Here is a 20,550-nt window from a genome sequence, read left to right as displayed (position 1 = left end):
CGTAGCGGATCAAGGCTCTGACCATGCGCATCTCGGCCCGCAGGCGGTGAACCTCCTCACGCAGCCGCAGAGCTTCGTTCTCGAGTTCGAGGATCCGCTTGATGCCCGCGAGGTTGATGCCCTCTTCCTGGGAGAGCCGCTGGACCTCGCGGAGCTGGATGATGTCTCTCGTGGAGTAGAGGCGGCCGCGCCCCGCAGTGCGGCCAGGACTGACCAGGCCGAGCCGGTCGTACTGGCGCAGCGTCTGCGGGTGGAGCCCCGAAAGCTGCGCGGCCACCGAGATCACATAGACAGGGGTGTCGTCCGAGAGGTCGAAATAGTTGGCGTCCATCGGCTACTCGCTTCTGGCTCGCTGAATGAGCTCCGCACGTGGGTCCTCGGCCGCGTGCGCGGTGTTGAACTCGTTGAGCAGCTCACGCGACTTGTCGTCGAGAGTCTTCGGGACGACCACCTCGACGCTGGCGAGCAGGTCGCCCTTGGTGCCGTCTTTCCGGGTGACGCCCCTGCCGCGCACGCGGAACGTGCGCCCGTTGGGCGTGCCCGCGGGAATGCGCAGCGTGACCGGCATGCCCTTGAGGATCGGCACCTTGATCTCGGCCCCCAGAGCGGCCTCCGTGAACGTCACCGGAACCGAGATCGTCAGGTTCTCACCCGCCCGGCCGAACACGGCGTGCGGCTTGACGTGGGTGTGGATGTAGAGATCGCCCGCCGGGCCGCCGTTCTCGCCGGGCGCCCCCTTGCCCTTGAGCTTGACCCGCTGGCCGTCGGCCACCCCCGCGGGAATGCGCGCCTGGATGTTGCGGGTGCTCTTGGCCCGGCCGCTGCCCTCGCACACGGGGCAGGGGTCGTCCACGAGCAGCCCGCGGCCCTTGCAGTCGCGGCACGGCTCGGAGAAGGCGAAGTTGCCCAGGTTGCGGCTGGCCGCGCCGGTGCCCTCGCAGGTGGGACAGACCCTGGGGGTCGTGCCCGCCTTGGCGCCGGTGCCGCTGCACGCGGTGCAGGCGGCGGAGCTGGTCAGCCTGAGTGACACGGTGGTGCCCTCGACCGCTTCGGTGAACGTCAGCGTCACCTCGGACTCGATGTCCTGGCCGCGCCGCGGACGGGTCGTGGTGGTGGTGCGGCCGGTGCCGCCGCCACCCCGGTTGAACAGCCCGCCGAACAGGTCGCCGAGCCGCTCACCAGCACTCCCGCTCTGACCGGGCTGGCTGGTGCCGCCGAACAGGTCGCCGAAGTCGAACGGGAATCCGCCACCGCCGGGCCGCTGGCCGGCCATCCCCGACCCGAACAGCGCGCGCGCGTCGTCGTACTCCTTGCGCCGCTTGCTGTCGGACAGGACGTCGTACGCCTCGGAGACCTCCTTGAACTTGGTCTCCTTGGAGGCGTCGCCCTGGTTGGTGTCGGGGTGGTACTGCCTGGCCAGCTTCCGGTAGGCCTTCTTGATCTCGTCGGCGGTGGCGGTCTTGGGCACACCAAGGACGGCGTAGTAGTCCTTTTCCAGGTAGTCCTTGGTGCTCATCTACGGCCCTTCGTCCTTCGGGTCAGTTGTCGACTTCGTCATCGGAGGCGACCGGAAGGTCGCCGGGCTCGGCGACGGCCACCCGCGCCGGGCGCAGCACCCTGTCACCCATCCGGTATCCAGGCTGCAACACTTCGACGGCCGTTGGCTCGCTCACGTCCGACGAATAGCTGTGCATCAGCGCCTCGTGGACGGTCGGGTCGAACGGCTCGCCCTTCTGCCCGAAGGCGCTGAGGCCCAGCTTGGTGAGCGCCGACTCCAGCGACTCCGCCACCTTCGCGAAGCCGCCGGTCAGCTCACCGTGGTCGCGGGCCCTGCCGATGTCGTCGAGCACGGGAAGGAGCTCCGTGAGCGCCCCGGCGACGGCCTGCTCGCGCACCGCGGCGCGGTCGCGCTCGACCCGCCGGCGGTAGTTGACGTATTCGGCCTGGAGGCGCTGGAGGTCCGCGGTCCGCTCGGCGAGCTGGATCTCCAGCTCGCCGTTGCCGGCGGCGGCCTGCGGCGTCGCCTGCGCGGCGGGCTGCTCAGCCGTCTGGTCGGCGGGGACGGACTCCCTGACCTGACCCGTCTCCGGGTCGATCTTGCGGTTGTCGCGGATCACCGGCTCCTCTTGCCCGTTGTCACGCGGCGGCATCACTTGTCCTTCTTCGGCTGGTCGTCGTCGACGATCTCGGCCTCGACCACGTCGTCGTCGGCCTTCTGCTCCTGGCCGGCCGTGGCGTCCTGCGGGGCGCCCTCGCCGCCGGGCTGCTGGCCCTGGGTGGCGGCGTAGATGGCCGAGCCCATCTTCTGGCTGACGGTGGCGAGCTTCTCCGCCGACGTGCGGATGACGTCGGTGTCGGTGCCCTCCAGAGCCTTCTTCAGCTCGGCCAGCGCGTCGTTGACCTCGGTCTTGATGTCGGTCGGGACCTTGTCGTCGTTCTCGCGGAGGAACTTCTCCGTCTGGTAGGCCAGACCGTCCGCGTTGTTGCGGACCTCGGCCTCCTCGCGGCGCTTCTTGTCGTCCTCGGCGTACGACTCGGCCTCGCGCATCATGCGCGCGATGTCGTCCTTCGGCAGCGCGGAGCCGCCGGTGATCGTCATCGTCTGCTCCTTGCCCGTGCCCAGGTCCTTGGCGGAGACGTTGACGATGCCGTTGGCGTCGATGTCGAAGGTGACCTCGATCTGCGGGATGCCGCGCGGGGCCGGCGCGATGCCGGTCAGCTCGAAGGTCGCCAGCTTCTTGTTGTAGGAGGCGATCTCGCGCTCACCCTGGTAGACCTGGATCTGCACCGACGGCTGGTTGTCCTCGGCCGTGGTGAAGACCTCGGAGCGCTTGGTCGGGATCGTGGTGTTGCGCTCGATGATCTTGGTGAAGATGCCGCCCTTGGTCTCGATGCCCAGCGACAGCGGGGTCACGTCGAGCAGCAGGACGTCCTTGACCTCGCCCTTGAGCACACCGGCCTGCAGGGCCGCGCCGATGGCGACGACCTCGTCGGGGTTGACGCCCTTGTTGGGCTCCTTGCCGCCGGTCAGCTCCTTGACCAGCTCGGACACGGCGGGCATGCGGGTCGAGCCACCGACGAGCACCACGTGGGCGATGTCGGCGACCTTGATGCCGGCGTCCTTGATGACCTGGTTGAACGGGCCCTTGGTCCGCTCGAGCAGGTCGGCCGTCAGGCGCTGGAACTCCGAGCGCGTCAGCTTCTCGTCGAGGTGCAGGGGGCCCTCGGAGGAGGCCGTGATGTAGGGCAGGTTGATGTTGGTCTCGGACTGGCTGGACAGCTCGATCTTGGCCTTCTCGGCCGCCTCGCGCAGGCGCTGGAGCGCCATCTTGTCCTTGGCGAGGTCGACGCCGTGCGCGTTCTGGAAGCGCTTGACGAGCTCGTCGACGACGCGCTGGTCCCAGTCGTCGCCGCCCAGGTGGTTGTCACCGGAGGTGGCCTTGACCTCGACGAAGCCGTGGCCGTCCTCCTGGCCGACGTCGAGCAGGGACACGTCGAAGGTGCCGCCGCCGAGGTCGAAGACCAGGATCGTCTGGTCCTGCTCCTTGTCGAGCCCGTAGGCGAGGGCCGCCGCGGTGGGCTCGTTGATGATGCGCAGCACGTTCAGGCCCGCGACCGTGCCGGCCTCCTTGGTGGCCTGGCGCTGGGCGTCGTTGAAGTAGGCCGGGACGGTGACCACCGCGTCGGTGATCTTCTCGCCCAGGTAGGCCTCGGCGTCCTGCTTGAGCTTCTGCAGGACGAAGGCGCTGATCTGCTGGGGGGAGAACTTCTTCCCGTCGATCTCCTGGGACCAGTTGGTGCCCATCTCCCGCTTGACCGAGCGAATCGTGCGGTCCACATTGGTGACGGCCTGCCGCTTGGCCACCTCACCGACGAGGACCTCGCCGTTCTTCGCGAAGGCGACCACGGACGGCGTGGTCCGCGAGCCCTGCGCGTTGGCGATGACGGTGGGCTCACCGCCCTCGAGGATCGAGACGACGGAGTTGGTCGTCCCAAGGTCGATACCTACCGCACGTGCCATGAGTACGTCCTTGTAGTCAAAGTTGAGTCTGTTGGACTCAACCTATGGATGCGTGTCGTCTTTGTCAAACGACTTGAGCCTACCCGACTCAACCTCGATGAGCGCGAAAGCATTCCCGCAGAACGGGCAAGAACGGGCGTGACAGTGCACAACACGCGTAACGGCCCTGAGCGGTTAGGGGTTCCTCCCGATCTGTCGGCCGCCGGTCGGCGGGGGCTACGACCCCTCGGTGGGGGCCGCGCGGCCCTGGCTCTACGGGATCGCCACGAACCTGGTCGCCCGGCACCGCTCGAGGAGAGTAAAAGGGGCGGACCCCCGGCGCGTGGGTGCGTCACCGGGGGTCCGCTTCGGGGAGGTGGCTCAGAGGGGGGTGTTCATGTCGGTCTGGATCTCGGTGATGCCGAGCGCCCGGTTGTAGACGCGGACCTCGTCGATGCGGCCGTTGAAGTACTCGCCCCAGAGGCTGTTGCCGCCGATGCGCAGCGGGCTGCCGTCGGTGCGGACGGGTCCGCCCGCGGTGCGCTGGCTGACGAGGGCTCCGTTGACGTAGAGGCGCAGCGTGGTGCCGTCGTAGGTGGCGGCGAGGTGGCTCCAGGTGTTGAGCGGGAGCGTGGCGGTGCCGCCGGTGCTGACCTCGCCCGTGGTGTGGATGACGGTGTGGGGACGGTCGACGTGGCTTCCGGCCGTCAGGGCGTAGGCGAGGTCGCCGGTGTACTGCTTCATGAGGACGGTGCGCCAACTGGTGACCGTGGTGGGATTGACCCAGGCTTCGAGGGTCATGCCGGTGGTGAGGCGCAGGCCGGGGGAGTCGTTGACGGTGACCCAACTGGAGGAGCCGTTGAAGGAGAGCGCGGGGCCGTACTTGCCGGCGGCGGACCACGTGGTGGCGGTCAGGGTGCCGGTGTTGCCGGCGCCGGAGGAGTCGGCCGTCGTCGAGCCCGCGTTCTCGTTCATGCCGTAGGCGGCCACCAGCCCGGACGGGGCCTGCACGGCCTCGTACGTGGCCGTGTACGTCGTGGACGTGGCCGGGGCGAGCAGGTTGTGCGTGGCCGCGCCCCCGTCCGACCAGGACCTGAAGGCGTGCTCGCCCTGCGGGGAGGGCGCGGTGACCGAGTTGCTGGAGCCGGCGATCACCGTCCTGGTGAACGGGGTCACCGTCTGCTCCTGGTTGAAGCCGAGGCGGAGGCCGGGCGGATCGGTCTGGAAGGTGAGGTTCACGGTCCTCGGCTGCAGCAGCACGTTCTCGGTGTCGCTCAGCCCGTGCTGGTCCGTCACCGTCAGGCGCAGCTCCAGGTGCGACGGATACTCGTGGTCGGGGGCCTGGAAGGAGCCGGACGCGCCGGTGAACCTGGTGATCTCGTGCTCGTGGCAGGCGCCGGGGCAGTGGTGCATGATCAGGGTCCAGGTCATGCGGGAGCCGGGGATCGTGCCCTCCTCCGGGTCGGTCCCGGTGCCCGAGAAGCCGATCGTGTCGCCGACCGCCCACGTGGTGGCGGACGACGGCGTGGTGATGGCCGCCGTGGGCGCGGAGTTGCCCACGTTGATCGTGACCGTGGCGTCCCCCTGGCCGCCCTTGTCGTCCTTGACCCGCAGCGTGACCACGTACGAGCCGGTCTGCTGGTAGGTGCGCGACGGGGTGGCCGAGGTGGAGTCGTCGAGTTCGCCGTCGCCGTCGAGGTCCCAGGCGTAGGTGAGGGGGTCGCCGTCGGCGTCCGTCGAGCCGGTGGCCGAGAAGTTCACGGTCAGCGGGGCGGTGCCGGTGGTGGGAGTGGCGCTGATGACCGCCGTGGGCGGCGCGTTGTCGAACAGGTAGCGGACGATCCTGCCGTTGTCGAAGTCGACCGCGAACAGGTCGCCGTTCGGGCCGGTCTCCAGCTCGACCGCGCCGATGCCGGTGTCGAACGTGGTCACCGTGGCCGGGTCGGGCTGCCCGTTCGCGCCCTCGGTCATCACCCAGACGCACTTGCGGCTGTAGTCGGAGAAGAACAGGGCTCCGTCGTACGCCTGCGGGTACCGGCCGCCCGCGTGGAAGGCGACGCCGCTGGAGGAGGACTGGCCGCCGGGCACGCAGGTGTCGGCGGTGTTGAGGCGGCGGCCGTGGTTCCAGGAGTAGAACGGCTGGGTGTGCGCGGCGGCTCCGGCGCTGTAGAGGTTCTCGCAGAGGGTGAGGTTCAGGGCGTCGTAGCCGTCCTCGCGGCCGGGGCCCTCGTAGCAGGGCCAGCCGAAGTTCGCCACGCCCGCCGTGGGGGCGGCGATCCGGTTGATCTCCTCGTACGCGCCCCAGCCGACCTCGCCCGACCAGATCTCGCCGGTGCCGGGACGGTCGGTGATGCGGAAGGGGTTGCGCAGGCCGTGGGCGATGATCCGGGCGACGTTGGGGTCGGGGCTGGCGGCGTTCGGGTTGCCGGCGGCGGCGGCGCCCGTGTCGGGGTTGATCCGGATGATCGTGCCGGACAGGCCGGCCGGGTCGCCGTTCGTCCGCACGTCCTGGGCGCGCAGCGCGCCGCCCTCGGCGGCGGGCGGGCTCAGCGCGGTGCCGACGGCGTTCGGCGGGTCGCCGCACGGGTTGTCCGGCACGACGTCGGAGCTGGGCAGGTTGTCCTGGCCGTAGTCGGGGAACTGGAAGCTGGCGCCGTCACCGGCCGAGGCGTAGAGCGCGCCGTCGGGGCCGAACTGCAGATCGCCGACCGAGTGGCTCGGGTACTGCTGGCACCAGTCGGTGATCAGCGGGGTCTCCGCCCCCGAGGGCGAGATGACCGACAGGCGGCCGGTGATGCGGCAGCCGTCCTCGGTCGGGCCGGGAGGTGACGGGCACTCGTCGAAGTCGTCGTTCGGCAGGCCCCAGCGGGGGGCGGCGCCGCCGGGCTCGGCGTCGTACGAGTAGAGGACGTAGACGCGCGGGTCGGCGGGGAAGCCGGGATGCAGGGCGAGGCCGAGCAGGCCGCGGTCCCAGTAGTCGTGCACCTTGGTGCGCAGGTCGGCGTAGACGGTCGGCGTGGTGTCCGTGAGCGAGTCGAAGACCTTGATGTAGCCGCCCTTCTCGGCCACGAACACCCGCCCGTCGGGGGCGAACTCCACGTTGGTCGGGCTGACCAGGCCGCTGAACACGGTCTGCTTCTGGAAGCGCTGAGGCAGGGCCGCGGCCTGGGGCGCGAGCGCGACGAGTCCGGCGGTGACCAGGGCAGCGGAAACTAGGCAGCGTAAGAGCCGTCTCACGGGTCCCCCCATTGGAGCGTGACATCACCACCGGCGCCCCCGCGCCACGGTGCTCTGATCGATGTATCGCAACAAATCGATCATTTGTCACTGGGGTTGTCCGTAAGTGGACATATCCCAATTTGTCGCTACTTGGGGTTCTACTTCGCGCCGTCCACGATCTTGCGCGTGCCCAGGGGCTTCTTCAGCTTGACCGTCGTGGTCTTCTCGATCGCGATCATGATGCACGACATGTTCCGCGCCTTCGGCGAGGTGCCCTCGTACAGGGTGATCGTGACCCTCTTCGAGGTCTCCTTCACCTTGACCTTGTCGAGGACCGTGCACGGCTCCACCCCGGACCACCAGGTGAGCCGCACCTTCTTGCCCTTCGAGACCGCCTTGGCCTGGGTCCAGCGGATCTTGTGGACGTTGATGGCGTCGCCCGTCGGCTTGACCGGCTTGGGACCCTCCTCCGGGGCGTTCGGCGGAGTGGTCGTGACCGGCACCGACACAGCCGGGTTCGAGACGCCCGGGTTCGAGACGGCCGGGGGCTTGGCGGGGACCGAGGCGGAGGCCCGCTCGGTCGGCGGGGCCGTGCCGCAGGCCGTGGCGAGTGCCAGAGAACCGGCCAGGAGAGTCGCTGTCATTGTCCGCATACCCCATACGACGGATCCCACCGCCCGGCGGTTCAGGTGGCTAGTGTGGTTCGCGTGCTCCGACAGGCCATGCTCGCCCTTTCGAAGAGCCGGCGCGCCGAGCGGCTCGTCACCACCTCACCGCTGACCGCGGACGTGGTCAGGCGCTACGTCGCCGACGACATCGGGGCCGTGGTCGGCGCGCTGACCCGCGACGGATTACTGGTCAGCGTCGATCACCTCGGCGAGGACGTCACCGACCCCGCGCGGGCCGAGGCGGCCGTCGCCTCCTACGTGTCGCTGCTCGGCCTGCTGCCCGCCGGCTCCGACGTGTCGGTCAAGCTCACCGCGCTGGGCCTGCGCCAGTCACGGCGGCTGGCCACCGCGAACGCCGCCGCCATCTGCGCCGCCGCCGCCGAGAAGGACGTCACCGTGACGCTCGACGCCGAGGAGCACGACACGATCCCCGGGCTGCACGCCGTGCACGCCGCCCTGCGCAGGGAACATCCCGGCGTGGGCGTGGTGGTGCAGGCGTACCTGCCGGACTCGCTCGACCGCTGCGAGAAGCTCGGCGGGGCCCGCGTGCGGTTGTGCAAGGGGGCCTACACCGCGCCGGGCGGTTACGCCAGGCCCGCCGACATCGACCGCTCCTTCGTCCGGTGCCTGAAGATCCTCATGGCCGGCACCGGCTACCCCATGGTCGCCACGCACGACCCCAAGCTGCTGCGCATCGCCTCCGCGCTGGCCGTGCTCGACGGCCGCGACGCGACCGGCTTCGAGTACCAGATGCTCTACGGTGTGCGCCCCGACGAGCAGGCCCGCCTGGCCGGGCTGGGCGCGCGGGTGCGCGTCTACGTCCCCTACGGCTCCGACTGGTACGCCTACCTCATGCGCCGCCTGGCCGAACGTCCCCGCAACCTGGCCTTCTTCCTGCGCTCGCTGATCTCGCGCCACTAGCCGATAGGCTGCCAGGCCAGCGTCCACTTCGTTCGAGAGGCCGAAATGATCGCGATTCTGGGCACGGGCAAGATGGGCGAGGCGCTGCTGTCCGGGCTGCTGCGCGCCGGGTTCGAGCCGGACGACATCGTGGCGACCACCCGCAGGGACGAGCGGGCCGAGGCGCTGCGCCGCACGTACGGCGTGCGCACGGTGTCCAACCCGGAGGCCGCCAAGATGGCCGACACGCTCGTCCTGGCGGTCAAGCCCCAGGACATGGGCACGCTGCTGGCGGAGATCGCCCCCTACGTGCCCGCCGAGCGGCTGGTGATCAGCGCGGCGGCCGGCATCACCACGTCCTTCGTCGAGCAGCGGCTCGGGGTCGAGGTGCCAGTGGTGCGGGTGATGTCCAACACCCCGATCCGCTTCGACGAGGCGATGAGCGTGATCTCGGCGGGGTCGTACGCGGGCGAGGAGCACCTGAAGCTGACCGAGGGGCTGCTGCGGCCGGTCGGCAAGGTGCTGCGCATCCCCGAGTCGCAGCAGGACGCCGCGACCGCGCTGTCCGGGAGCGGGCCCGCCTACTTCTTCTACCTGGTCGAGGCCATGGTCGACGCGGGGATCCTGCTCGGCATGCCGCGCTCGGCCGCGCTCGACATGGTCACCCAGTCGATCGTGGGGGCGGCGATCATGCTGCGCGACTCGGGGGAGCACCCGGTGATCCTGCGCGAGGCCGTCACCTCTCCTGGCGGCACGACGATCGCGGCGATCGCCGAGTTGGAGCGCCACAGCGTCCGGGCGGCGTTCCTCGCCGCCATCGAGGCCGCGCGCGACCGCGGCCGGCAGCTCGCCTCCGGCTGAGGGGCCTCCCGGCGACCGCCGCGCCGCCGGTCGCGTCCGGCTGCCGCTTCGGGCCGGTCAGGCGTCGCGTCGCCGCATGGCGACGGCGCCCACGATCAGGGGGACGGCGATCCAGACCAGGTAGACGCCGAACCCGCTCCACGGCCCCAGCGTGCTGTCGCCGCGCGGCGGGATCACGATGAGCATGCCCGCGTTGGTGGTGAAGAACTCGCTCACCGTCCTGCCCCACTGCCCGGGGAGCTGGACGGTGATCGGGGGCAGCACCGTGATCAGCGCGATGACCGACACCATGGCCCCCGGCGTGTGCCTGATCAGCGTGCCCAGACCCAGCCCGAACAGGCCGCACGCGGTCAGGTAGAGGCTCGCCCCGAGCACGGAGCGCAGCACGTCCCCCATGTCGAGGGACGGCGGCTGCGTGATCAGCAGGCCCGCCAGCATGGCGGCGGACGCCGCGAGCAGGGAGGTGACCAGCGCCGTCGCGGTGAAGACCGCGATCTTGCCGGTGAGCAGGCTCATGCGCTTCGGCACGGCCATGAGCGAGGTGCGGATGCCGCCGGTGCGGTACTCGCTGGAGATCACCAGCACGCCCAGCGCGGCCATGGACAGCGAGGCCACCATGACGCCCGCCATGCTCATCATGGTCGCGGCGTCGCCGGGAACGGGCTCCCCGCCGGCGGAGCCCTTGGCCGCGAAGCCGAACGCGACGGCGAGGCCGACCATCAGGAAGGCGGTGACCACCAGCGTCCAGACCGTCGAGCGCACCGAGCGGATCTTCGTCCATTCGGACCGGAGGATGTCGATCATGCGGAGAACTCCAGACTGTCCTTGGTCAGTTCCATGTAGGCGGCTTCGAGCGAGGGCTGCACGAACGTCAGCTCTTCCAGCGGGATGCCGGCCCGCGCGGTCATGGTGCCGATCTCGAGCGTGCTCAGGCCGGTCACGCGCAGGTGGTCGGGGTGCAGTTCGCCGACCTTGACCAGGTCGGACACCTCGGCCAGGCGGGGCGAGCGGACCCGTACGTAGCCCTGGGAGCTGCGTCCGATGAACTCCCCGACGCTCGTGTCGGCGATCAGCCGGCCCTTGCCGATGACGATCAGGTGGTCGGCGGTCTGCGCCATCTCGCTCATCAGGTGGCTGGAGACGAACACCGTCCGCCCCTCGGCCGCCAGGTCGCGCATGAACGTGCGGATCCACAGGATGCCGTCGGGGTCGAGCCCGTTGACCGGCTCGTCGAACAGCAGGATCTCCGGATCGCCGAGCAGCGCCGCGGCGATGCCCAGCCGCTGCGCCATGCCCAGCGAGAACCCGCCGACGCGTCGCCTGGCCACCTCGCTCAGGCCGACGGCCGCCAGCACCTCCGCCACGCGGGCGGCCGGGATGCCGTTGCTCTGCGCGATGGCGAGCAGGTGGTTGCGGGCGCTGCGCCCGCCGTGCACGGCCTTGGCGTCCAGCAGCGCGCCCACCTTGCGGAGCGGGTGCCGCAGCTCCGCGTACGGTCGTCCGTCCACGAGCACCGAGCCGCCCGAGGGGTGGTCGAGGCCGAGGACCATACGCATCGTGGTTGATTTCCCGGCGCCGTTGGGGCCGAGGAAGCCGGTCACCCGACCGGGCTCGACGTCGAACGTCAGGTCAGCCACGGCCAGGGTGCCGCCGTAGCGCTTGCTCAGGTTCGTTGCCCGAATCGCGGTCATGATCCCAGCGTGCCGTCCGGTACGCCGGGTTTCTTCCTGCCCGGGAACCGTTCGCCGGACGGGCGTCTAGGACCGTGGTCCTACTCTCCAGGGTGGATCAGCGCCGCCTCGTAAGCGATGATCACGGCCTGCGCGCGGTCCCTGACGCCGATCTTCGCGAACAGGCTCGTCACGTGGTTCTTCACGGTCGAGGGGGAGACGGCCAGGCCCGCGGCGATCTCCGCGTTCGACCGGCCGCGGGCGATGAGCACGAGGATCTCCCGCTCGCGCTCCGTGAGCCCCGAGAGCGCGGCGGGCGCCGAACGCGAGGCCGGGCCGCGGACGAACGTGCCGATGAGCCGGGTCAGCAGGCGCGGGGCCACGGCCGACTCGCCGCGGTGCACGACGCGGACGCCCTCGATCAGCTCCTCGGGGGAGACGTCCTTGGGCAGGAAGCCGGCGGCGCCCGCCCGCAGCGCCGCGACCACGTTCTCGTCCAGGTCGAACGTGCTCAGCGCGAGCACCCGCACGCCCGGCAGCTCCGCGGTGATCAGCTCGGTCGCGCGCACGCCGTCCATGCCCGGCATGTGCAGGTCCATCAGCACCACGCCGGGGCGCAGCCGCCTGCTCAGCTCCACCGCCCCCTCGCCGTCCCCGGCCTCGCCGACGACATCGATGTCGGGCTGCGCGTCGAGCATGAGCCGGAAGCCCATGCGCACCAGCGCGTGGTCGTCCACGAGCAGAACCGTGATCATCTTTGCTCCAGCGGGATACGGGCGTGCACGCGGAATCCTCCTTCGGGACGGGGACCGGTGGACAGCCGGCCGCCGCACAGGGCCACGCGCTCGGCCATGCCGCCGAGCCCGAAGCCGGGAGCGCCCCCGTTCTTCGCCACGCCGTCGTCGAGCACCTCGACCTCCACCGCGGCGGCCCCGTACGCCAGGCGCACGCTGGCCCTGGCCCCGGCCGCGTGCTTGCGGGTGTTGGTCAGCGCCTCCTGCACGATCCGGTAGACGGCGTGATCGACGGCGGCGGGCAGCTCCACGGCCGCGCCCGTCACGGTCAGGGTGGCCGGCAGCCCCGCCGACCCGGCCTCCCTGATCAGCGCGGGCAGCCGGTCGGCGCCCACCCCGGTCGCGGCGTCGGGCCCCTCGTTGCCGTCGGCCCGCAGGACGTCGAGCAGGCGGCGCATCTCCGACATCGCCTGGCGGGCGGTCTGCTCGGCGCTCTCCAGGGCGTCCCTGGTGACGGCCTGCCCCGGCGGCAGCGTCGCCCGCGCGCCGCCGACCAGCGCGTTGATCACGGTGATGTGGTGCGCGACCACGTCGTGCAGCTCCCTGGCGATGCGCCGCCGTTCGGCGCGCACCGCGGCGTCGGCGGCCTCGCGCCTGCCACGCTCGCCGAGTTCGGCCCGGAGCCGCACGAGCTGCCCGACGCCCACGGGAACGCCCACCGAGAACAGCGCCGCCACACCGGCGGGCGCACGACCGCGATCGCCTCCTTGGCGGCCGACGCTGTAGAGGGCGATGAAGGTGGGCAGGTTGACGTAGGACACGGCGTGCGTCAGCAGGAACACCGCGTCCACCACGGCCAGCAGGCCGAGCGCCGCCACCGGCCGGCGGCGGCGCACGAGCAGCGCGAGCACGCCGAGCAGGTAGTGGACGGGGCTCCAGACACCGTCGTACTCGCGCGCGAGGACCAGCAGGGTGATCGCGCCGGCCGCCGGCACGGCGAGCACGATCACCAGCGTCCGGTCGAAGACCGCCGGACGCCGGAAGAATCGCACGATCGTCATGAGGGTCCGTGCCGCGCGCACGTTGGCAACCCTAGTTCAGGAAATGTCGGTACAGCCGGGGCAGCGGCGTCGAACCCGGGCTTCAGACGGGCGTCTGCGCTGCGGTAACGTCGGCGCAAGGCGAGGGACCACGTGGAGGGTTTGGCATGAGCCGGTCGGCACGGGTGATCTGGGACGACGCTCTCACCTCCTACAACTTCGGCCCCAGCCATCCGCTCGCGCCCGTCCGGGTGGAGCTCACCATGGCGCTGGCCCGCGAGCTGGGCGTGCTCGACAAGGTCGAGGTGGCCGGGTGCGCTCCCGCGAGCGACGACGAGCTGGCCATGGTCCACGACCGCGCCTACGTCGAGGCCGTCAGGCGGGTGTCCGCCGACGGCCGTCCCGACCTGAGCGTGGGGCTGGGCACCACCGACAATCCCGCCTTCGCCGGCGTGCACGAGGCGTCCGCGCTGATCGCCGGGGCTTCCCTGGCCGCCGCCCGCTCGGTGTGGGAGGGCACGGCCGAGCACGCGGTCAACGTCGCCGGCGGGCTGCACCACGCGATGCCGGCCGCGGCCAGCGGGTTCTGCGTCTACAACGATCCGGCGCTGGCCATCGCGTGGCTGCTGCGGCAGGGCGTGAGCCGCGTCGCGTACGTGGACGTGGACGTCCACCACGGCGACGGCGTGCAGACCGCGTTCTACGACGACCCCAGGGTCCTGACGATCAGCCTGCACGAGAGCCCCCGCACGCTGTTCCCCGGCACGGGCTTCCCGAACGAGACCGGCGCCGACGGCACGGCCGTCAACGTCGCGCTCCCGGCCGGCTGCGGCGACGCCGGCTGGCTGCGGGCCTTCCACGCGGTCGTGCCGCCGCTGCTGCGCGAGTTCGGGCCCGAGATCCTCGTGACCCAGCACGGCTGCGACAGCCACGCCCTCGACCCCCTGGCCAACCTGATGCTCAGCGTCGACGGCCAGCGGGCCGCGTACGCCGCGTTGCACCGGCTGGCGCACGAGACGGCGGGCGGGCGGTGGATCGCGACCGGAGGGGGCGGCTACGAGCTGGTCCAGGTGGTGCCGCGGGCCTGGACGCACCTGATCGCCGAGCTGTCGGGGCATCCGATCGATCCGGCCACGCCGACGGGGCCGGACTGGCGGCAGCTCGTACGGCAGCGTACGGGCGAGACACCGCCCCTGACCATGACCGACGGCCGCAATCCGGAATTTCGTGACCTGTCCGGTGGTTATGATCCAGCGGACCCCATTGACCGTGCGGTCATGGCGACCCGAAACGCGGTGTTCCCCCTGCACGGCCTCGATCCGATGCCCTGACGAGAGGCTGCACGGCCTCGATTCCCCGACGAGGAAGAACCAGTGCTGAGCCGCGACGAACTCCGAGATCACCTTGTCCACACGCGCATAGCGGGCGATGTCGCGACCCCCCGCGAGAACAACCTCGACCACTACAGCTCCCTGGCCAACGGCGACCCCTACTACGCGCTGGGGCTGATCTTCGACCAGCCGTGGCCGTACCGCGACATCCTGGCCCTGATGGCCAAGTCGGCCGGCGTGGTCTCCGATCCCGGCCACCGCTGGGGCCAGGACACCATCGACCCCGACCTGACGATCGACGCGATCGACGCCATGGCCGAGCGCATCGCCGCGGTGCTGGCGCGACCTGAGCCGCGCATCCTGTTCGCCACGGGGCACCCCACCGGCCTGCTGGCCGTGCATCTGCGGCTGGCGGACCTCTGTGCGAGCAAGGGGGCGCGGCTGCTGTCCCCGGCCGAGGGGTGGACGTACGCGGGGTCGGGTTTCGGGCGTCCGCGCCGGATCCGTTACCTCCAGGACATCGCCATGCTCGACGACCGCGGCGCGCTGGTGCACACCCACGACGCCGACCCGATGCGGCACATGCTCGGCGAGCTCGACGGCGGCCTGCCCGACCTCGTGATCGCCGACCACGGCTGGGCGGGAGCGGCCGGAGAGGCCGGTGTGCCGACGGTGGCGTTCGCCGACAGCAACGACCCCGGGCTCTTCGTCGGTGAGGCGGAGGGCAAGCTTGACGTGGTCGTGCCGCTTGACGACAACGTGTTGCCGCGCTACTACGCTCCGTTGACCGAGAGGTTGGTCACAACCGTCTCACAAGCACTTTGAGTCGAATTCGGTCATCCCCATACGGTCTTTTCGCGCCTGCATTCCAAGAGGCTCGCTGTCCCTTTGCCAACTTTTGATAGGGCTCCGGCGACTCTTATGTGTGGCAGCTTGGACAGTTCCAACGTCCAGGCGAGGTGCCCGGTCAGGCTGCTGGCCAGCGATTTCGCTGGTTCGGCTGACAGGTGGCTCCGTCAACTGAGAAAATAGGGGGTTTGCGCACTCGGAGTCCCGACTTACGCTGACGGCAGTACACGTGCGTGAGCAATGGCACCAGTGGGGATAACCCGGAAACACGTGCGGAAGAGGCGTCCGATGGGTGCAGGCGAAAGACCTCTCAGCGAGGTGAAGTTCCTGACCGTCGCAGAAGTGGCGACGGTCATGAGGGTGTCCAAGATGACGGTGTACCGGCTCGTCCACTCAGGCGAGCTGCCGGCCATCCGAGTCGGCCGATCGTTCAGGGTGCCTGAGCAGGCGGTACACGACTATCTGCGGGAGGCCTACATCGAGGCAGGTTGACGTAGCGACACGCCGCGGCGTGTCGTGAGTGCTCTTGCGGGAGAGGCCCGGTCGCCGCTGCTGGGACCGGGCTCTCACCCCCCGAGGGGCGATCTACCGTGGATCGCCGGTAGTCTGTGAGCCGGTGTGCGCTCGCACATCGGTTCAGACTTGCTATCAGTACCTGGGGGTCCCGTGGGCTCTGTGATCAAGAAGCGCCGCAAGCGGATGGCCAAGAAGAAGCACCGCAAGCTGCTCAAGAAGACGCGCATCCAGCGGCGCAACAAGAAGTAACCGACGCAGCTTGCGAGGCGCTGATGACCCACACTGTGCTGGTCACCGGGGTCTCGCGCCACATTGGCGCCCGGGTGGCGAGTGCTCTGGCGGCCGACCCGGACATCAGCCGGGTCATCGGAGTGGACACCGTGCCGCCCCCCTCGCTGACGCGAGAAGGCGGCATCTCACTCGGCCGGACGGAATTCGTCCGGGTCGATCTGCGCAGCCCCGACATCGCCCAGGTGATCGCGGCCGCGGACATCGACACCGTTGTGCACATGAGCCTGGTCAGCGCTCCCTCGCGGAGCGGTGGCAGGGCCGCCATGAAGGAGCACAACGTGATCGGCACCATGCAATTGCTCGGTGCCTGCCAGCGGTCGGCGACCGTGCGGCGCGTGGTGGTCCGCTCCACCACCGCCGTCTACGGCTCGTCGCCCCGCGATCCGGCGGTGTTCACCGAGTCCCTGGAGCCGCATGAGGGCCCCGTCCACGGCTACGCCAAAGACGCGGCCGAGGTCGAGGGCTACGTGCGGGGCTTCGCCCGGCGTCGTCCCGATGTGGTCGTCTCGCTGCTGCGCTTCGCCAACTTCATGGGTCCGGGCGTCGACTCGCCGCTGACCCGTTACTTCACCCAACCGGTGTTGCCGACCGTGTTCGGCTTCGACCCGCGGCTGCAGTTCGTCCACGAGGACGACGCGGTCGAGGTGCTGCGCCGGATGGCGACCGAAGACCACCCCGGCACGTTCAACGTGGCCGGGGCAGGTGTGCTGCTCCTCTCCCAGTGCGCCAGGAGGGCGGGGCGGCTGTCGCTGCCGCTGTTCTCGCCCGCCTTCAAGGTGCTGGGCAGCGCCGTGCGCCGGATGGGGCTGGTCGAGTACTCGCCCGAGCAGGTCCGCCTGATGAGCCACGGCCGCGCGGTCGACACCGCCGGCCTGGAGGCCGAGCTGGGCTGGCGGCCCAAGTTCAGCACCGGGGCGGCCTTCGACGACTTCCTGCGCTCCCGCGAGCTGCGACCGCTCGGAGGTGCGCGCGCGTGAGCGTTCCCGACGAGGAGGAGGGCCGCGTGATCCCGATCAGCGAGGCCCCATCCTTCGACGAGCCCGCCGCCGACCGGTCCGCCGACGAACTCGCCGAGCAGTTCGCCGAGCAACTCGCCGGGCTGCTGGCCTTCCTGCGCCGGCGCGTCATGGGCGACTACGAGGTCGACGAGTTCGGCTACGACGCCGAGCTGACCGACAAAGTGGTGCTCGAACTGCTCAGACCGCTCTACACCCACTGGTTCAGGGTCGACGCGGTCGAGCTGAAGAACATCCCCCACGACAGCGGCGCCCTGATCGTCGCCAACCACTCCGGCACGCTGCCGCTCGACGCGCTGATGTTGCAGGTGGCGATGCACGACGAGGTCGGCAGGCCGCTGCGGCTGCTCGGCGCCGACCTGGTCTACCAGCTCCCGTTCCTCAGCCACCTGGCCCGCAAGACCGGCCACACGCTGGCCTGCCCCGAGGACGCCGACCGGCTGCTGCGCAAGGGCGAGCTGGTGGGCGTGTTCCCCGAGGGCTTCAAGGGTGTCGGCAAGCCCTTCTCCGAGCGCTACAAGCTCCAGCGCTTCGGCCGGGGCGGCTTCGTGGCCTCGGCCATCCGGGCCGGGGTGCCCATCGTGCCCACCGCGATCGTGGGGGCCGAGGAGATCTATCCCAAGATCGGCGACCTGCGTTTCCTGGCCCGGACGCTGGGGCTGCCCTACCTGCCGATCACGCCGTTCTTCCCGCTGCTGGGGCCGCTCGGCCTGGTGCCGCTGCCGTCCAAGTGGATGATCGAGTTCGGCGAGCCGATCCGCACCGATGAGTACGAGCCGTCCGCCGCCGACGATCCGATGCTCGTCTTCAACATCACCGACCACGTGCGCGAGGTCATCCAGCAACTCCTCAACGAGCTGCGGCTGCGCAGGGGCCACGCCTTCCCGCCGTTCCTGTGACCGTCGGGGCGCAACCGCCCCCGGCACCCCGGTGTTCCATGCACGGTTCGCCCGAACCTCGAAGGAACATCGAAGGGAACTCCCCATGGATCTGCAGCTCTCCGGCCGCGTCGCCATCGTCACCGGCGCGTCCAGGGGCATCGGCCTGGCCATCGCCCGCACCCTGGCCGAGGAGGGGGCCCACGTGGTCGCCGCCTCCCGCACCCCCGCCGACGCGAAGGTGCTGAACGTCGCGGTGGACCTGATGGACCCGGACGCGCCCGCCGAGGTCGTCGCGCGCGCCGTGGCGGAGTTCGGCGGGGTCGACATCCTGGTCAACAACGCCGGCGGCCCGCCCCCCGGGGCGATCCTGCCGCGCGGCGGGTTCATGACGCCCGCGGACGCGGACTGGGCGGCGATGGTCGAGTTCAACCTGTTCTCGGTCGTGCGCATGGTCCGCGCCGTCGTGCCGCACCTGCTGGAGCGGGGCGGCGGCTCCATCGTCAACGTGTCGTCCACGATGGCCAGGCAGCCCGGCGCGGTGAACGTCGACTACAGCGCCGCCAAGGCGGCCGTGCTCGCCCTGGGCAAGTCCCTGTCGGCCGAGTACGGCCCGCAGGGCATCAGGGTCAACACCGTCTCGCCGGGCCCGGTGCTGACGGACTGGTGGACCAAGGAGGGCGGCGCGGCCGAGGTCTTCGCCGGCATGGTGGGCTCCGACCGGGACAGCGTGCTCACCGAGGTGGCCCCTGCGATGATGGGCCTGGCCACCGGGCGGCTGGCGCACCCGCAGGAGATCGCCGACGTGGTCGCCCTGCTCGCCTCGCCGCGCTCGGGCAGCACGGTGGGCGCCGAGTTCGTGGTCGACGGGGGGCAGCTCAAGGAGATCTAGGGCGCGCCCGCCGGCACGTGAACCCGATCGGCGGGTTGTGGCGAGACATCCGTGACCCATCCCCCGCAGAAGGGCGGAGATGATCACACAACCCGCCGTCAGGGGCGCGGACGCGGACCTCGTACGGGCCTCGTGGACAGATCCCGAGGCGTTCGCCGAGCTCTTCGACCGCTACTCCGCCATGCTCTACCGTTACGTCACCAGACGCCTCGGCCCCGAACCCGCCGAGGACCTCGTCGGAGAGACGTTCCTGGTCGCCTTCTCCCGCAGGAAGAGCTACGACCTGGCCTACCCGGACGCCAGGCCGTGGCTCTTCGGCATCCTCACCAAGCTCGTCTCCAGGCACCACCGCACCGAGGCGGCCCGCTACCGGGCCCTGCTGCGCGCGCCCGTGGACTCCGACGTGGAGTCGCCCGCCGACCGGGTGGCGGCCGGGGTGACGGCCCAGGCCGTGCGCGCGGAGCTGGCCGGCGCCCTGGCCGCGCTGCCCGCCAAGGACCGCGACGTGCTGCTGCTGATCGCCTGGGGCGACCTGACGTACGAGGAGGTCGCGCGGGCACTCGGCATCCCGGTGGGAACCGTGCGCTCCCGCCTCAACAGGGGCAGGCGGAAGGTGCGCGCCGCGCTCGGCGACGCCAACCCGATGGAGAAGGAGTGACGATGGACGACCTGAAGCTGCTCCGCGACCTCGGGGCCGAACTGGAGCACCAGCCGCCGCCCACGCTCGCCCGTCAGCGCGAGCGGTTCCTGCGCGGCCGTCCCTGGCGCAGGTGGCCGGGATGGTGGACGGCCGCTCTCGTGGCCGCGGCCACGGCCGTCGCCGTCGCGGTGCCCGCGCTGCTCGTCGCCGACCGGCACACCGCAGCCCCGCCGGCCGGGACGGACGTGGTGGACGTGAGCGGCACCAGGAACGTGCTGCTGATCGGCTCGGACACCCGCGCGGGCGAGGGCAACGAGGAGTACGGCCCGAACCTCGCCAGGCAGCCGGGCTCGGGCGGCCGGCGGTCCGACACCATCATGATCGTGCACGTGCCCGCGGACCGCAGCCGGACCACGGCGGTCAGCGTCCCGCGCGACTCGATGGTGCGGATCGCGCCCTGCGGCTCCGACCCGGCCAGGACGGACCTGATCAACTCGGCGTACGACTCGGGCGGCGCCGCGTGCCTCAGGGCGACCCTGGAGGCGCTGACGGGGCTGCGCCTGCACCACACGGTGGAGGTGGACTTCGCCGGCTTCAAGGACATGGTGGACGCGCTCGGCGGGGTGCCGGTCAAGCTTCCACAGCCTGTGGACGACAAGGCCGCCAAGCTCAAGCTGCCCGCGGGCGAGAGCGTGCTGAACGGTGAGCAGGCCCTCGGCTACGTCCGGCTGCGCCGCTACGGCGACGGCTCCGACATCCAGCGGGTCAAACGGCAGCAGCAGTTCGTCCTGTCCATGCTGCGTGAGGTGCGCACGCGGCTGGCCGCCGACCCCGTCAGGCTGAAGGACTTCATGGGCGAGGTGCGCCGGTCGGTCCGGACGGACCTCAGCCTGGAGGAGATGTACGAGCTGGGCACGCAGCTCGCCGACACCGAGATGAAGACCGTGTCGGTGCCGTGGGAGCCCGCCGCGCGGGACCGGAACCGGCTGCAGTGGAGGCAGCCGGAGGCGGACCGGTTGTTCGCCTCACTGAAGTAGGACGTCGG

20 protein-coding genes and 1 pseudogene are annotated in these 20,550 nt (G+C 70.7%); 11 read left to right on the top strand and 10 right to left on the bottom strand.

What is annotated here, in order from left to right; all coding sequences use genetic code 11:
- Positions 1-49: 49 nt before the first annotated feature.
- From FAF44_RS22330 to FAF44_RS22300, 6 genes and pseudogenes are all read right to left on the bottom strand, one after another.
- Positions 50-331, bottom strand: a pseudogene (locus tag FAF44_RS22330) (helix-turn-helix transcriptional regulator); the annotation flags it as partial.
- Positions 332-334: 3 nt separating this feature from the next.
- Entirely contained in the window at positions 335-1,516 is a 1,182-nt protein-coding gene (gene dnaJ, locus FAF44_RS22325; RefSeq protein ID WP_237105170.1) for a molecular chaperone DnaJ, read from the bottom strand.
- 22 nt (positions 1,517-1,538) lie between these two features.
- Entirely contained in the window at positions 1,539-2,150 is a 612-nt protein-coding gene (gene grpE / locus FAF44_RS22320; RefSeq protein WP_237105169.1) for a nucleotide exchange factor GrpE, read from the bottom strand.
- On the bottom strand, positions 2,150-4,021 hold the full coding sequence (dnaK, locus tag FAF44_RS22315; protein WP_237105168.1) for a molecular chaperone DnaK: 1,872 nt from the start codon (positions 4,019-4,021) through the stop codon (positions 2,150-2,152). The genes grpE and dnaK overlap by 1 nt, the downstream gene beginning before the upstream one ends.
- A gap of 360 nt (positions 4,022-4,381) precedes the next feature.
- Positions 4,382-7,237 carry a LamG-like jellyroll fold domain-containing protein gene (locus tag FAF44_RS54860; RefSeq protein ID WP_308193357.1) on the bottom strand — a complete coding sequence of 952 codons (2,856 nt, stop codon included), beginning with the start codon at positions 7,235-7,237 and terminating at the stop codon, positions 4,382-4,384.
- 140 nt (positions 7,238-7,377) lie between these two features.
- The gene (locus tag FAF44_RS22300; RefSeq protein WP_237105167.1) at positions 7,378-7,863 is read right to left on the bottom strand and encodes a hypothetical protein; all 486 of its coding nucleotides are present in this window, start codon (positions 7,861-7,863) and stop codon (positions 7,378-7,380) included.
- Between the two features lie 63 nt (positions 7,864-7,926).
- On the opposite strand from FAF44_RS22300, the gene FAF44_RS22295 reads away from it, so the two are divergent.
- Together FAF44_RS22295 and proC are read left to right on the top strand one after the other, a co-directional pair.
- A complete protein-coding gene (locus FAF44_RS22295) occupies positions 7,927-8,808 on the top strand; it encodes a proline dehydrogenase family protein (protein ID WP_237105166.1) in 882 nt (293 codons plus the stop codon).
- A gap of 45 nt (positions 8,809-8,853) precedes the next feature.
- Complete coding sequence (gene proC / locus FAF44_RS22290; RefSeq protein ID WP_237105165.1) at positions 8,854-9,648, top strand: pyrroline-5-carboxylate reductase; 795 nt, start codon at positions 8,854-8,856, stop codon at positions 9,646-9,648.
- A gap of 57 nt (positions 9,649-9,705) precedes the next feature.
- Here the strand turns inward: proC and FAF44_RS22285 are convergent, their stop codons facing one another.
- The 4 genes from FAF44_RS22285 to FAF44_RS22270 all read right to left on the bottom strand — a co-directional run bounded on the left by FAF44_RS22285 (position 9,706) and on the right by FAF44_RS22270 (position 13,134).
- Complete coding sequence (locus FAF44_RS22285) at positions 9,706-10,452, bottom strand: ABC transporter permease (RefSeq protein ID WP_237105164.1); 747 nt, start codon at positions 10,450-10,452, stop codon at positions 9,706-9,708.
- A complete protein-coding gene (locus FAF44_RS22280) occupies positions 10,449-11,339 on the bottom strand; it encodes an ABC transporter ATP-binding protein (RefSeq protein WP_237105163.1) in 891 nt (296 codons plus the stop codon). Before FAF44_RS22280 ends, FAF44_RS22285 begins: the two co-directional genes overlap by 4 nt.
- Before the next feature lie 80 nt (positions 11,340-11,419).
- A complete protein-coding gene (locus FAF44_RS22275; RefSeq protein ID WP_237105162.1) occupies positions 11,420-12,073 on the bottom strand; it encodes a response regulator transcription factor in 654 nt (217 codons plus the stop codon).
- The gene (locus tag FAF44_RS22270; protein ID WP_237105161.1) at positions 12,070-13,134 is read right to left on the bottom strand and encodes a sensor histidine kinase; all 1,065 of its coding nucleotides are present in this window, start codon (positions 13,132-13,134) and stop codon (positions 12,070-12,072) included. Before FAF44_RS22270 ends, FAF44_RS22275 begins: the two co-directional genes overlap by 4 nt.
- 125 nt (positions 13,135-13,259) lie before the next feature.
- On the opposite strand from FAF44_RS22270, the gene FAF44_RS22265 reads away from it, so the two are divergent.
- The 9 genes from FAF44_RS22265 (at position 13,260) to FAF44_RS22225 (ending at position 20,542) form a co-directional block, all read left to right on the top strand.
- Entirely contained in the window at positions 13,260-14,423 is a 1,164-nt protein-coding gene (locus FAF44_RS22265; RefSeq protein ID WP_237105160.1) for an acetoin utilization protein AcuC, read from the top strand.
- A gap of 42 nt (positions 14,424-14,465) precedes the next feature.
- Positions 14,466-15,248, top strand: coding sequence for a phosphatase (locus FAF44_RS22260; RefSeq protein WP_237105159.1), 783 nt, complete (start codon positions 14,466-14,468; stop codon positions 15,246-15,248).
- A 312-nt stretch (positions 15,249-15,560) separates the two neighbouring features.
- Positions 15,561-15,764 (top strand): helix-turn-helix domain-containing protein, encoded by a 204-nt coding sequence (locus FAF44_RS22255; RefSeq protein ID WP_026214222.1) that lies wholly within the window; start codon positions 15,561-15,563, stop codon positions 15,762-15,764.
- A gap of 174 nt (positions 15,765-15,938) precedes the next feature.
- Entirely contained in the window at positions 15,939-16,037 is a 99-nt protein-coding gene (locus tag FAF44_RS22250; RefSeq protein WP_018654693.1) for an AURKAIP1/COX24 domain-containing protein, read from the top strand.
- A 23-nt stretch (positions 16,038-16,060) separates the two neighbouring features.
- Entirely contained in the window at positions 16,061-17,056 is a 996-nt protein-coding gene (locus FAF44_RS22245) for an NAD-dependent epimerase/dehydratase family protein (RefSeq protein ID WP_237105158.1), read from the top strand.
- 122 nt (positions 17,057-17,178) lie between these two features.
- Positions 17,179-17,994, top strand: a complete 816-nt coding sequence (locus tag FAF44_RS22240; RefSeq protein WP_237105178.1) for a lysophospholipid acyltransferase family protein — start codon at positions 17,179-17,181, stop codon at positions 17,992-17,994.
- Between the two features lie 85 nt (positions 17,995-18,079).
- Positions 18,080-18,865: an SDR family NAD(P)-dependent oxidoreductase gene (locus tag FAF44_RS22235; RefSeq protein ID WP_237105157.1), complete on the top strand. Its 786-nt coding sequence runs from the start codon at positions 18,080-18,082 to the stop codon at positions 18,863-18,865.
- A gap of 79 nt (positions 18,866-18,944) precedes the next feature.
- On the top strand, positions 18,945-19,523 hold the full coding sequence (locus FAF44_RS22230; protein WP_237105156.1) for an RNA polymerase sigma factor: 579 nt from the start codon (positions 18,945-18,947) through the stop codon (positions 19,521-19,523).
- 2 nt (positions 19,524-19,525) lie between these two features.
- Positions 19,526-20,542 carry an LCP family protein gene (locus FAF44_RS22225; protein ID WP_237105155.1) on the top strand — a complete coding sequence of 339 codons (1,017 nt, stop codon included), beginning with the start codon at positions 19,526-19,528 and terminating at the stop codon, positions 20,540-20,542.
- Positions 20,543-20,550 lie beyond the last annotated feature (8 nt).

Source organism: Nonomuraea sp. MG754425 (assembly GCF_021699195.1).
In the GTDB taxonomy this organism is placed as follows: Bacteria; Actinomycetota; Actinomycetes; order Streptosporangiales; family Streptosporangiaceae; genus Nonomuraea.
The sequence above is the reverse complement of the archived record's forward strand: the minus strand, read 5'-3'. Positions and strand labels throughout refer to the sequence as shown.